Below are 12,823 nucleotides of genomic sequence, written 5' to 3'. Positions count from 1 at the left end.
TCCGAGCAGAGGCCACCCGACGGGCTCTCAGGCGGTGCCCGCCCGCCGCAGGGCCGTCACCGCCTTGCGGGCCGCCACCAGGACCGGGTCCCAGACCGGTGAGAACGGCGGCGCGTAACCCAGGTCCAGGGCCGTCATCTGGTCCACCGTCATCCCGGCCGTGAGCGCCACGGCCGCGATGTCCACGCGCTTGGCGGCCCCTTCCCGGCCCACGATCTGCACGCCGAGCAGCCGCCCCGTGCGGTACTCCGCGAGCATCTTCACCGTCATGGGCCGCGCCCCCGGGTAGTAGCCCGCCCGGCCCGTCGACTCGATCGTCGCCGTGACGAACCGCAGGCCCACCGCGCGGGCGTCCTTCTCGCGCAGCCCGGTGCGGGCGATCTCCAGATCGCACACCTTGCTCACGGCCGTGCCCACCACCCCCGGGAACGTTCCGTAGCCGCCCGCCACGTTGGACCCGATGATCTGGCCGTGCTTGTTGGCATGGGTGCCCAGTGCGATGTGACGGGTGCGGCCCGCCACCAGGTCGAGCACCTCGACGCAGTCGCCGCCCGCCCAGATGTTGTCCTGCCCGACGACCCGCATCGACAGATCGGTGAGCAGCCCGCCGTGCGGGCCCAGCGGGAGGCCGACGGCGCGCGCCAGCGTCGTCTCCGGCTCCACGCCGATCCCGAGCACCACCACGTCCGCCGGGTAGGAGGTGTCGCCCGTGGCGACCGCGCGGACCCGGCCGTCCGGGCCGGTGCGGATCGCGGTGACCTCGGCCCGGTTGACCGTGGTGATGCCGAGGCCGTCCATCGCGTCGTGGACCAGCCGCCCCATGTCGGGGTCGAGCGTGGCCATCGGCTGCTCGCCGCGGTTGAGCACGGTCACCTCGAAACCGTGCTTCAGCATCGCCTCGGCCATCTCGACGCCGATATAGCCCGCCCCGACGACGACCGCCCGCCTGCGCCCCGGTGCCACCCGGTCCAGCGACTCCAGCAGTGCCTGCCCGTCGTCCAGCGTCTGCACCCCGTGCACCCCGGGCGCGTCCATGCCGGGCAGCGCCGGGCGCACCGGCCGGGCACCCGTCGCGATCACCAGCTTGTCGAAGTCCGTCCAGTACGTCTCACCGGTCTCCCGGTCCAGGGCCCGCACCCGCTGCCCGGCGACATCGATCTCCGTGACCTCGGTGCGCATCCGCAGCTCGATGTCGCGGGCCCGGTGCTCCTTCGGCGTCCGGGCGATGAGGTCGTCCCGCTCCATGACGTCGCCGCCGACCCAGTAAGGGATGCCGCAGGCGGAGTACGAGGTGAAATGGCCCCGCTCGAAGGCGACGATGCCCAGCTCGCCGGGGCCCTTGAGCCGGCGGGCCTGGGACGCGGCGGACATGCCCGCCGCGTCACCACCGATGATCACCAGTCGCTCCGCCGTCATGTCTCGTCCCTTCGACACCGAGTCCGAAGGGACCACGCTACGACGCCGGGGGAGTGGACGCCGGCCCCGACGGCTCGGACGACCGCGGTGCGCGGCGGCGGCGCAGCCGGTCGCGCAGCAGCCGCCCCAGCAGCAGGAGTACGGCGGCCGCGGCCAGGAACGGGGCCGCCGCGCCCACCGCCATCGCAAGCCACCGCAGCATCGTGACGAAGGCCTGCCAGCCGCCGCCGAGGGCGTCCAGGAAACCGGGGTCGTCGTCACCGCCGCCCTCGGCCGTCGGCTCCGGCTCGGAGAGGTCGAGGGTGATCGTGGCCAGCGTGGTGCGGTCCTTGAGCGACGACTGCTGGGCGAGCAGCGACTCCAAGGACGCCTGACGGCTGCTCAGTTCACCTTCCAGCGCGACCACGTCGGTGAGCTTCTCGGCCCGGTCCATGAGCTTGCGCACCCGTGCCACACTCGCCCGCTGGGTGGCGATCCGGCTCTCCACGTCGACCACCTGGTCGGTGACGTCCTTCGCGGACGACGTGCGCGAGAGCAGCTTCCCTTCGCCCGCGAGCGCCCGCAGCACCGCGTCGTATTCGCCCTGCGGAACGCGCAGCACGATGTGTGACATTTCACGTGTGTCGTCGACCCGCTTGGTCTCCTCGTCGGCCACCAGACCACCCGCGTTCTCCGCCGCCGAGCGGGCGGCCGCGGCGGCCCTCGGCACGCTCTTCACCTCCACGGAGAGCGTGGCGGTACGGACGACATGGGTGCCGACGGGCAGGTCGCCGGACTTCTTCCGCTCCGCCGGCGAACCACCGGCCTCCTTCGGGCCCTGCGCCGTTCTGTCGGCTCCGGAGTCCGCGGCGCTCCGCTCGCCCGCGGAGCGTGCCTGCTTGCTGTCGCCGGAACCCGAATCGCTCGCACCGCCCGGGGCGCCGCAGCCGCTGAGCGCGAGGAGCGCGGCCAGCAGTCCGGCGGCCAGGGCCGTGCGTGAACGGCGGACGGTCGGGCGGCCGGAATTCCGGTCTGTCTGCATAACTTCTCCCCCGGGGCGGGTGGTTGATGGTGCCGGTTCGACGTACGGGGCGGGGGTGCGGGTTGCCCGATACCGGTTTCGAAGCGGTCACGTTCAGGACTCGGACGAGGTTTGAGAGAGTGGGGGCATGCAGCGATCAATCAACCGCGCGGACACAGGCACGGGTCATGTTGTCGTCATCGGCGGTGGCATCAGTGGTCTCGCCGCCGCCCATCGGCTCCTCGGGGCAGGGCTGCGGGTGACCCTCCTGGAGGCCACCGACCGGCTCGGTGGCAAGCTCATGACCGGCGAGATCGCGGGCACCCGGGTCGACCTGGGCGCCGAGTCGATGCTCGCCCGGCGCCCGGAGGCGGTCGCCCTGGCACGTGCCGTCGGGCTCGGTGACCGTCTCCAGCCGCCCGCCACCGCCACCGCGTCGGTCTGGACGCGCGACGCCCTGCGCCCCATGCCCAAGGGCCATGTGATGGGAGTGCCGGGCGACCCGGCGGCGCTCAGTGGAGTGCTCTCCCCGGAGGGCCTCGCCCGCATCGCGCAGGAGCGCGACCTCACCCCGACCGCCGTCGGCGACGATGTCGCGGTCGGTGCGTACGTCGCCGACCGGCTGGGCCGCGAGGTCGTCGACCGGCTCGTGGAACCGCTGCTCGGCGGCGTGTACGCGGGCGACGCCTACCGGATCTCGATGCGCGCCGCCGTACCGCAGCTCTTCGAGGCGGCGCGGGAGGGCGGCTCGCTGCTCGACGCGGTCCGCCGCATCCAGGAGCGGGCCGCGGCCCGGCAGCAGACCGGACCGGTCTTCCAGGGAATCGACGGCGGTATCGGCACCCTCCCGAACGCGGTCGCCGACGCCGTGCGCGCGGCGGGCGGAGAGATCCTGACCGCCACCCCCGTGCTCGGCCTGACCCGTACCACCGACGGCTGGGACGTCCGCACGGACGACCGGGTGATCAACGCCGACGGCATCGTGCTGGCCGCGCCCGCCTGGTCCGCCTCGACCCTGCTCGCCGCCGAGTCCCCGTCGGCCTCCGCCGAGCTCGCCGGTGTCGAGTACGCGTCGATGGCCCTCGTCACCATGGCGTTCCGCCGCTCCGACGTGGCCGCCACCGGCGCACTCGCCGGGCGCTCCGGCTTCCTGGTGCCCCCGGTGGACGGCCGGACCATCAAGGCCTCCACCTTCTCCACCCACAAGTGGAACTGGGTCTGCGACTCCGCCCCCGACCTCTTCGTCCTGCGTACCTCCGTCGGCCGGTACGGCGAGGAGGACCACCTGCACCGCGAGGACACCGAACTGGTCGACGTATCGCTGCGCGACCTGGCGACGGCGACCGGACTGACCGCGAAGCCCGTGGACACCGAGGTCACCCGGTGGATCGGCGGACTGCCCCAGTACCCCGTGGGACACCTCGCCCGGGTCGCCCGGATCCGCGACGAGGTCGCCAAACTGCCCGCGCTGCGGGTCTGCGGAGCGGTCTACGACGGCGTCGGCATCCCGGCGTGCGTCGCGAGCGCCCACCGGGCCGCGGACGAGATCGCCCGCGATATCAAAGGCGGGCCCGGGGAAGAGATCATCGCCACGTCGACCCTGGTTCAGGGCACTCGGAGCGAGGCGGGACAATAGCCGTATGAGTGCGCCTGAGACTGTGAAATCAAGCAAGGGCCCCAACGCGGGTAAGAAGGCCAAGGATCTCAACGAGGTCGTCCGCTACACGCTGTGGTCCGTCTTCAAGCTGCGTGATGTGCTGCCCGCGGACCGTGCCGGTTACGCCGACGAGGTCCAGGAGCTGTTCGACCAGCTCACGGCCAAGGACATCACCGTGCGCGGCACCTATGACGTCTCCGGTCTGCGTGCCGACGCCGACGTCATGATCTGGTGGCACGCCGAGACCGCGGACGAGCTCCAGGAGGCGTACAACCTCTTCCGGCGCACCAGGCTGGGCCTGGCGCTGGAGCCGGTCTGGTCGAACATGGCGCTGCACCGCCCCGCCGAGTTCAACAAGTCGCACATCCCGGCGTTCCTGGCCGACGAGACGCCGCGCAACTACATCAGCGTCTACCCCTTCGTGCGCTCCTACGACTGGTACCTGCTGCCGGACGAGGACCGCCGCCGCATGCTCGCGGACCACGGCAAGATGGCCCGCGGCTACCCCGACGTCCGGGCCAACACCGTCGCCTCCTTCTCGCTCGGCGACTACGAGTGGGTCCTCGCCTTCGAGGCCGACGAGCTGCACCGCATCGTCGACCTGATGCGTCACCTGCGCGCCTCCGAGGCGCGGATGCACGTCCGCGAGGAGGTCCCGTTCTTCACGGGACGCCGGAAGTCGGTCGCAGACCTGGTGGCCGGGCTCGCGTAGCGAGCGGGCTCCGGCCACCCCAACCCGGAAGATCAGACGGCGGGCCCCGGCGCGTTTCCGCGCCGCCCGTCGTTCCAGCGACACCGGGTTCGGCTCCCGGTGCGGCGCGCGTTCCGCGCGCCGCACCGGCGTCATTTCCGGCTCCCATCCCCCTGACGAGGGACGACGAGGGGCGAGGAGTCCTACGGGCCCGGAATCGCGGGCCCGCCCCCGAGCGCGGCCCGGAGCGCCGGATCGGTCACGGCGCGCACACCCCGTACGGCGACCGCCGCCAGGACGCCGTGGTCCGCGTCCGCCGCCGGATACTCGTGCGCGGCCAGCAGCCGCTGCCCGGCCGGCGAGGCCCAGGTGCTGTACGGATGGACCTCCATCCGGGCTATGGCCAGACAGCCCAGGGTCAGCGCGAGCGGTGGCCCGAACCGGACCAGCAAGGACGTCACCGGGCCTCCGGGGCCGGCCTCCTGACCGGGTGTCAGCAGCGCCGCAGCGCCCGTCGCGATCACCAGCAGAGTTGCGCCGCGCACCGCGCGGACCGCGGCGGCGACCCCGTCCCCGGCGCCACCGGGCACGGCCAGGCCCGCGGTGACGAGCCGGTCGGCAAGGGCGCGCACGGCGTCGGCGGTGGCCGCGGTCGCCCGTATCGGCGCAATCGGGGACTGGCCCTCCGGGCCGATGGCACGTATCACCGCGCGCTCCATCTCGTCCCGGCCCTCCGGGTCCACGACGGTTGCCCACCCGGTGTGGGCGAGCAGCAGCCGCCTGCGCAGATGCATGGTGACCAGCGCCAGATCGACCACCCGGTGCGGACCGCCGGACAGGAAAGCGGTCTCGTACAAGGTCAGTTCATGACCGTCCGTCACCCTCCGTACGGCATCCGGCGACGCGTCGGGCAGCAGTCCCGCGCGGGCGGCGACGAGACAGAGCCGGATGCACGAGATGGCTGCCGCACTCCATGCGACCAGCAGCAGAACCCAGAGCATGACGGATTCCTATGCGGGCCGGGTGACGGAACGCCATGGTCTGTTCACCATGTGGACGGTTCTACGCCCCGGGCCGAGGAGCGGGTCGCCGCGGTCGCTCAGGAACTGCTGCCGCAACTGGACCCTCCACCACAGCTGGAACCGCCGCCGGAGCAGCTGGAACCGCTCGACCCGCCGCAGCCGGAGCCGCTCGACCCGCCGCAACCGGACCCCGCACTGCATCCGCCGCCTCCTCCTCCGCTGCTGCCTCCGTCATGGGAACTTCCGCAGCTGCCGTGGCCGGGGCCCGCAGCCGCACACCACACCGCCGGTGCGAGGAACATGGCGGAGGAGTCCGAGGACGGCCCCGCGGACGCCCCCGGCGCCCGGCCCCTGGCGCGCCCCGCCGGGCGCATCCGCGCCGCCGCGATCAGCTGCGCCCGGAGCACGGGATCGGGCAGGGCCCGCAGCCCGTGCGTCGCCACCAGATGGGCCGGCTGCGGGTCGTGGGCATGGGCGGTGCGGTACGCCCCGGCCGCCTGCCGCCCCGCCCTGGTGACGCGTCCCCGGGCGACGCTCGCGCAGATGAAGCCGGTCAGGAAGCCGATCACCAGGGCCGGGAAGACCTTGAGAACGAACGGTAGGGAGGAGAACGCGTCGCCCGAGTCGTCGGCCAGCACCTGTGTCACCGTCACCACGACGGCGAGCGGAACGGCCAGCAGGCAGCCCAGACCCTGTGCGACGCCCCAGCGCAGCCACATACGGCTCGCGGCGGGAGAGACCAGCAGACCACGGGCCGCGAGCCCGTCGCCGATCTCCTGCACCGCGGGATGCCGCATCGCCGCGTCGCGCAGGGTGTGCAGCGCGCCGCTGGGGGCCAGGGCGTGTTCCTGGAGTACCGCGCGCTCCACCGGGTCACGGGCGTCCGTCCGCTGGACGGCAACGATGCCGGGGTCGCCGATGACGAGCCGTCCGTCCGTCCGCATGGCGGTGAGAGCGGTGTCCACCACCCGGCCCGGACCGCCGTTCAGGAAGGCGACCTCGAAGAGATCGTGGGCGGAGCCGCCGGAGCCGCCGGAGCCGCCGGAGCTGCTGCGGGCGCGCGCGAGCCCCACGACCAGGAGGACCGAGGAGGCCACGACGCAGAGATCCATCACCAGGGCGACGCCGTTGATGCCGGTCATCGTCCGGTCACTTTCCGGTCAGGGCCGCGCGGGCCGCTCGTATCAGACGGGTGGAGCGGCGCGGCGGCCGGGCGGCCGCCCGGTCCTGCCACCAGTGGGTCAGCCGACGCCGTGCCGCGTCGTCGGAGGGCCGGCCCGCGATCAGCAGCCCCTCGGCGAAGTCCAGGGCGTCGCGCCGGTAACCGGCGGACATGGGACGGTTCCTGGCATATGAGAGGAAGGCGTCCCGGTATCCGTCGCCGAGGATCTCCGGCAGTTCCGGCGCGACCTTGGCGACGACACCGGCCCGTTTGGCCGCCAGGGCACGGCTCTGGATCCCGAGCCTGCGGTGGTCGAAGCCCTGCGGGGCGGGGGTGCCCGCGACGAGGGCGGAGAGCAGCGCGGTCTGGGCGACCGCGACCCGGTCGCGCGCAGCGTCCGGGGGCGCGGCGGTTCGGGGGCGCGGGACGGGCCTCGCGACGGGCGCGGACCGGCCGGCGCCCGGGCGGGGCCCTGCGGTGTGCGCCCGCGCAGTCGGGGTGGCCGCCCGGTCCAGCGTGGCGCGGATCGTGGTCAGTTCGCCCGCCAGTTCCCCGGCCGGAGGGAAGTCGTCGTCCCGTTCCAGGAGGACGCCGGGCGGATCCACCCGGGAGCGGAGCTCGGCGAGGACGTCGAGCACGGGCCCGGTGACCGGGTGGGCGTGGGTGTCGTGCCAGACGCCGTCCTTCTCGACGCCGCCCGCCACATGCACGTAGGCGATGGCCTCCACCGGCAGCTCGTCGAGCGCGGTGGCCGGGTCCTCACCGCGGTTGACATGGTTGGTGTGCAGATTGGCGACGTCGATCAGCAGCCGGACACCGGTGCGCTCGACGAGTTCCGCGAGGAACTGCCCCTCGGTCAGCTCCTCGCCGGGCCAGGAGATCAGCGCCGCGATGTTCTCCAGCGCCAGCGGCACCGGCAGCGATTCCTGCGCGATCCGTACGTTCTCGCACAGCACGTCCAGCGCCTCCCAGGTCCGGGGTACGGGCAGCAGATGGCCCGCTTCCAGCCCGACGGAGGCGGTGCGCGGCCCTCCGGCCCGTACGAACGCGATGTGCTCGGTGACCAGCGGGGTGGCGAGCAGCTCGGCGCGGGCCGCGAGATCCGCGAGCCGGCCGGCGTCGGGGCGTTCGGCCCCGCCGAGGCCGAGCGAGACGCCGTGCGGGACGACGGTGACACCGCGTTGCCTGAGCCGCACCAGCGAATCGGGCAGATGGCCGGCGCAGATGTTCTCCGCGACCGCCTCCACCCAGTCGATCCCCGGCAGCGCCTCGACGGCGTCCGCGATCTCCGGCCGCCAGCCGATACCGATTCCCAGCTCCATGCCGCCCCCTCCTCCGCCCGGTGCAGGGCTCATGGCCCCGGCGAGCGGTGGTGAACCCGAAGACGAGGACGTTCAGAGGTTGATTTGAGGTTCCCGATCCGGGAGGTCGGACGTTGCCGTCGGCTCGCGCGGCGGACCCGCCGCCGCTCAGGGACCGGCGGGCCCACCGCCGACGCCGTGACGGCAACAGCGGCAGGCCCACCGGCTGCTGTCCGGCACACCCTGCCCGCAGGAACGAAGTCGAGCGGCTGGTCAGCCGGTTGAGCTGCGGCACTACGCCCCCCGTCCGGATGCGGCCGCCCGCGACGATCCTGCTACCCGCCCGCTCCGGGTAGGGCCGGCCCCCGGGTGCGCCCAGCCGCTGGGGAACGGGGTGGGGTGCACCGGCGGCGGTGGCGGCGTCACGGGAGCGGATTCGACGGAGACCTCAGCGCGCCCCCCGCCCGTCACCGGCCCGTCGGACACTTCCCTACGGCCGCCGTAGCCGCGGGAGGGAACCGACACGATGGGCCCCCTCCGCCACAACGGTCTCCCCGGGGGCGATCTCGGTGAACCCGGCGTCACGTACCACCGGAAGTCCGCTCACCATGAGTTCCCGCCACCGGCCCACCCCCGCAGTGGCGACGGAGAGCGGGAAGCCCGCCTCGCGCCACGCCTTGCGCTCGGTGTCCGAAAGCTCCCACCAGGCGAGTTGCGCGCCGTGTCCGACCTGCGCCATCGTCTTGCCCGCCGACATGGTCAGCTCCGGGTTCAGCCACAGCACCGGGCCCGTGGGGTCGGGTGCGGCCGGCGGCTCGGGGTCGTCCAGATCCGTCCCCGAGACCTGGAGCTTCGCCAGCTCCTTCGGCCAGCCGTCCAGGGGCACCGGCGGGAAGACCCGCACCTCGGCGCTCTCCCCCGTGACCGTGATGCCGGGCAGGGCGCACGCCTTGCGCCACTCCGCGCCGCGCGCCCGGCGTACCACCTTGCGGATCCGGGCGTCCTGCCAGTCCCGCATCGCCCGCGCCCACTCGCCCTCGCCGACCGAACGCTCGTCGGAGAGCATCACGAGCACCGCGCGGGCGGCAGTCCGCAGTGCGTCGGTACGAGCCGGGGGAGCCGTCTTCTCGATGTGCACGACCAGGGGCAGCACATACTGGGGCGCCTCGTCGCGACTCGTCCGCTCGGACCTGAACGGGCTTTCCGCCGCGCGGGTGCAGGAGGCCGCCGGATGTCCGGAGGGGGATTCGGGGGTGTCGTTCTCACTCACTCGCCCCAGTCTGCCAGCCGCCCGGTAAACCCTTCTTGGCAGAATGAACCGCTCCGGGTGAGGATGCACCGCATGAAGAGCGATCTCTTTTCCAGCGAGCACCTGGCGCAGCAGGCAACGGCCCCGGGGATGACGCTGCAGAACGCCAAATCCATCAAGTACGCCGTCAACGGCGAGATGCATGCCCGGCAGGGATCGATGATCGCCTTCCGCGGCGATCTGCAGTTCGAGCGCAAGGGGCAGGGCCTCGGCGGCCTGCTCAAGCGCGCCGTCACCGGTGAGGGGCTGCCGCTGATGGCGGTCCGCGGCCAGGGCGAGGCATGGTTCGCGCACGAGGCCGCCAACTGCTTCATCGTGGACGTGGAGCAGGGCGACGTCCTCACCATCAACGGCCGCAACGTGCTCTGTTTCGATCCCACGCTCTCCTACGAGATCAAGACCGTGAAAGGTGCCGGGATGACCGGCGGCGGGATCTTCAACAGTGTCTTCACCGGATACGGCAAACTCGGCCTGATGTGCGAGGGCTACCCCATTGTGATACCTGTCACGCCCCAGCAGCCGGTATGCGTCGACACGGACGCGGTGGTCGGCTGGAGTTCCCAGCTGACCACCTCGCTGCACCGTTCGCAGAGCTTCGGCTCGATGGTGCGCGGCGGTTCCGGAGAGGCCGTCCAACTGCGGCTGGACGGGGAAGGATTCGTGATCGTACGGCCCAGCGAGGCCAAGCCCGAGAAGGCGTCCGCCAACTGAACCTGCGCGGGGTGGGCCGCCGGTACGGTCTCGGCGGGCCATGGGTGCTGCGCGGGGTCGATCTCGAACTGCCCGCGCACGCCCTGCTCCGGATCGAGGGCGCCAACGGAAGCGGCAAGTCGACGCTGTTGCGGCTGCTCGCCGGGATCGACACCCCGACGGAGGGCCGGATCACCGGTCGCAGGTCCCGTACGGCCTACGTCCCCGAGCGGTTCCCGGCCGCGCTGCCGTTCACCACGGCCGGGTATCTCGTCCACCTCGGCCGGATCCACGGCCTGCGGACCTCCGAGGCGGCGGACCGGGCGCAGTCGTGGCTCGCCCGCTTCGGGGCCGCCGGCCATGCCCGTACACCTCTTGCGGAACTCTCCAAGGGCACCAGCCAGAAGGTCGCCGTCGCCCAGGCACTGCTCGCCGAACCGGAGCTTCTGGTCCTGGACGAGGCATGGACCGGCCTCGACACGGCGGCCCGCGACGAGCTGGACCGGGCCGTGTCCGAGCGGGTCGCGGCGGGTTCCACCGTCGTCTTCGTCGACCACGACCCACGCCGGCTCGCCGGGGCGGCCCATGCCGTGTTCCGGGTCGAGGGGCACGGGCTCGTCGCCGCCCCCTCGGCGCGAGCATCGGGTACGGGGCCACGGGTACGGATCGAGGCGGCGGGCCCACCCGGGGCCGCACTCCCCACCGGGCTGCCGGGCGCACCCGCGCACACGCCCGCGGCCGACGGAGGTGTACGGCTCACCGTCGCGGCCGCGCACTCCGACGCACTGCTGCGCGCCCTCCTCACCGCGCGCCCGCCCTGGCACATCCGGCACCTGACGACCGCCCCGGGCACTGTCACCCAGGACCCGGGCGCCGTCCCGGGCACCGACCTCACCGTCGAGGCGCCATGACCGCTCTTCTCCGCTACCAGACCGCCCTGCTGATCCGTTCCCAGCGCTGGCTCGCCCCCGTACTGCTGTACGCGGCCTTCCTCGGCATCGGCGTGCAGTCGGGGCAGCCCGTCCTCGACTCGCTCGGATACGCCGCCGCCGGGCTCCTGCCCGTCGCCGCCTGGCTCGTCCAGCTCTGCGTCGACCAGGAACCGCCCGCCGCGCGGACCGTCACCGCCGCGGCGGCGGGATCGCCGCGGGTCCATCTCGCATCGCTCCTCGCCGCGCTCGGGTGCGCCGGGATCCTGGGCGCGGTCGCCACCCCGATCGTGCTGCTGATCAGCAAGCCGGCCAGCACCGACGGCGCCGTCCGGGTGCACCTGCTGCCCGCCGGTCTGGCCGGGCTGCTCGCCACCGCCTGCTGCGTGCTGCTGGGGGCAGCGGCCGGCGCGCTGTGCACCCGGCCGCTGCTGCACCGGCGCGGCTGGTCCGTCGCCGGCACCGTGCTCGCCGCACTCCTGGCCCTGGTGTCCAGCGGCTCGCCCGCGAACCAGGCGGTGACGGGCCTGGTGACAGGAGCGCGGACGGGCACGGTGCACCTGCCGGTCCTGCCGCTCCTCGCGGCCGCCGCCCTCGCCGCGGCGGTGGCCGTGCTCACCTGCCGACTCACCTCGCTGCGCGGCTGAGCAGCTCGTACGCACGGATGGTCCGCAAAAGGCAGAGGCGCAGCGCACGGCCTGCTCGGGCTGACTCCGCCGTTGCGCACCCGGACTATCCGCGCATCAGGTCGGAGACCTTCACCAAGCGGTACCCGCGCCTGCGCAGCTCGGGTACCACCTGGCGGACCGCCTCGTCCGTGACCGGCGCCGCGCTGCGGGTGCAGTGCATGACGACCACCGAGCCCGGTTTCACCCCGTCCAGCACCTGCCGGGCCACCGCGTCCGCGTCCGTGGCGAACGCGTCGCCGCTGACCACGTCCCACTGCACCGCCGTCACCTTCTCGGGCGCGAGCGCGCGCAGCGTCGCATCGTCGTAGCAGCCGCCGGGGAAGCGGAAGTACGGCACCACATGGCGCACACCGGCCTTCCGGAACGCGGCGAAGGCCCGCTCCACCTCGCCGCGCGTCCCGCCCTTCGCCACGGTCGGCAGCCCGTAGCACGGCGACGTGAAGGCGTAGTGGCTGTACGAGTGGTTGGCGATCTCGAAGAGCGCGTCGGTGCCGATGGACCGGGCCTGCGCCGGGTACTCGTCGGCCCACCGACCCGTCATGAACACCGTGGCGGGCACCTTCGACCGGCGCAGCAGCGCGATCAGAGCGGGGTTGTCGAAGTGTTCGCCCGCAGCCGCGCGCGGCCCCTGGTCGGCCGTCATGTCGGCGTCGAAGGTCAGCGCCACCACCTTCTCGCCGGTCCTCGCTCCGTGTGCGAAGACCGGTGTCAGCGTCTTCGGGTCCGGAGGCATGGTGGGCGGTGGCTGCTCCGTCGCGGAGGGCGCGCCCGCGGAAGGCCGTGCCGAGGCCGTGTGCGAGGGAGCATGGATGGCGGCGGGCGTACGTCCCACGGCCGGGGGGTCGTCGGCGGAGGAGTCTCCGAGACTCCCGCACCCGGCGAGACTGCCGAGAACCGTCCCCAGAAGAATCAGAGCGGTCATTTTTCGTGCAGAATTGATCACTCGCGGAAAGTATC

General features: G+C 73.0%; 12 protein-coding genes. 5 read left to right on the top strand and 7 right to left on the bottom strand.

What is annotated here, in order from left to right:
• Positions 1-27 precede the first annotated feature (27 nt).
• Together ACF08M_RS22565 and ACF08M_RS22560 are read right to left on the bottom strand one after the other, a co-directional pair.
• A complete protein-coding gene (locus tag ACF08M_RS22565) occupies positions 28-1,416 on the bottom strand; it encodes an FAD-dependent oxidoreductase (RefSeq protein WP_392187053.1) in 1,389 nt (462 codons plus the stop codon).
• Between the two features lie 37 nt (positions 1,417-1,453).
• Positions 1,454-2,437 carry a DUF4349 domain-containing protein gene (locus ACF08M_RS22560; protein ID WP_392187052.1) on the bottom strand — a complete coding sequence of 328 codons (984 nt, stop codon included), beginning with the start codon at positions 2,435-2,437 and terminating at the stop codon, positions 1,454-1,456.
• 127 nt (positions 2,438-2,564) lie between these two features.
• On the opposite strand from ACF08M_RS22560, the gene hemG reads away from it, so the two are divergent.
• Both hemG and hemQ read left to right on the top strand, forming a co-directional pair.
• A complete protein-coding gene (hemG, locus tag ACF08M_RS22555) occupies positions 2,565-4,052 on the top strand; it encodes a protoporphyrinogen oxidase (protein WP_392187051.1) in 1,488 nt (495 codons plus the stop codon).
• A gap of 4 nt (positions 4,053-4,056) precedes the next feature.
• On the top strand, positions 4,057-4,785 hold the full coding sequence (gene hemQ / locus ACF08M_RS22550; protein ID WP_392187050.1) for a hydrogen peroxide-dependent heme synthase: 729 nt from the start codon (positions 4,057-4,059) through the stop codon (positions 4,783-4,785).
• 182 nt (positions 4,786-4,967) lie between these two features.
• Here the strand turns inward: hemQ and ACF08M_RS22545 are convergent, their stop codons facing one another.
• The 4 genes from ACF08M_RS22545 to ACF08M_RS22530 form a co-directional block, all read right to left on the bottom strand.
• A complete protein-coding gene (locus ACF08M_RS22545; protein WP_392187049.1) occupies positions 4,968-5,765 on the bottom strand; it encodes a TIGR04222 domain-containing membrane protein in 798 nt (265 codons plus the stop codon).
• A gap of 98 nt (positions 5,766-5,863) precedes the next feature.
• Entirely contained in the window at positions 5,864-6,928 is a 1,065-nt protein-coding gene (locus tag ACF08M_RS22540) for a TIGR04222 domain-containing membrane protein (RefSeq protein ID WP_392187048.1), read from the bottom strand.
• Positions 6,929-6,935: 7 nt separating this feature from the next.
• Positions 6,936-8,270, bottom strand: coding sequence for a DUF692 family multinuclear iron-containing protein (locus tag ACF08M_RS22535; protein ID WP_392187047.1), 1,335 nt, complete (start codon positions 8,268-8,270; stop codon positions 6,936-6,938).
• Between the two features lie 469 nt (positions 8,271-8,739).
• Entirely contained in the window at positions 8,740-9,519 is a 780-nt protein-coding gene (locus ACF08M_RS22530) for a peptidyl-tRNA hydrolase (RefSeq protein WP_392187046.1), read from the bottom strand.
• Between the two features lie 72 nt (positions 9,520-9,591).
• On the opposite strand from ACF08M_RS22530, the gene ACF08M_RS22525 reads away from it, so the two are divergent.
• From ACF08M_RS22525 to ACF08M_RS22515, 3 genes are read left to right on the top strand one after another with little or no spacing between them, the layout of a single operon-like run.
• The gene (locus ACF08M_RS22525) at positions 9,592-10,269 is read left to right on the top strand and encodes an AIM24 family protein (RefSeq protein ID WP_392187045.1); all 678 of its coding nucleotides are present in this window, start codon (positions 9,592-9,594) and stop codon (positions 10,267-10,269) included.
• Positions 10,266-11,159 (top strand): ATP-binding cassette domain-containing protein, encoded by an 894-nt coding sequence (locus ACF08M_RS22520; protein WP_392187149.1) that lies wholly within the window; start codon positions 10,266-10,268, stop codon positions 11,157-11,159. Before ACF08M_RS22525 ends, ACF08M_RS22520 begins: the two co-directional genes overlap by 4 nt.
• The gene (locus ACF08M_RS22515; protein ID WP_392187044.1) at positions 11,156-11,824 is read left to right on the top strand and encodes an ABC transporter; all 669 of its coding nucleotides are present in this window, start codon (positions 11,156-11,158) and stop codon (positions 11,822-11,824) included. Before ACF08M_RS22520 ends, ACF08M_RS22515 begins: the two co-directional genes overlap by 4 nt.
• A gap of 85 nt (positions 11,825-11,909) precedes the next feature.
• Here ACF08M_RS22515 and ACF08M_RS22510 read toward each other — a convergent pair whose 3' ends face one another.
• Positions 11,910-12,788 (bottom strand): polysaccharide deacetylase family protein, encoded by an 879-nt coding sequence (locus ACF08M_RS22510; protein WP_392187043.1) that lies wholly within the window; start codon positions 12,786-12,788, stop codon positions 11,910-11,912.
• Positions 12,789-12,823 lie beyond the last annotated feature (35 nt).

This window comes from Streptomyces sp. NPDC015032, from assembly GCF_043080425.1.
Taxonomy (GTDB): Bacteria; Actinomycetota; Actinomycetes; order Streptomycetales; family Streptomycetaceae; genus Streptomyces.
This window is presented reverse-complemented; position numbering and strand designations above follow the sequence as displayed.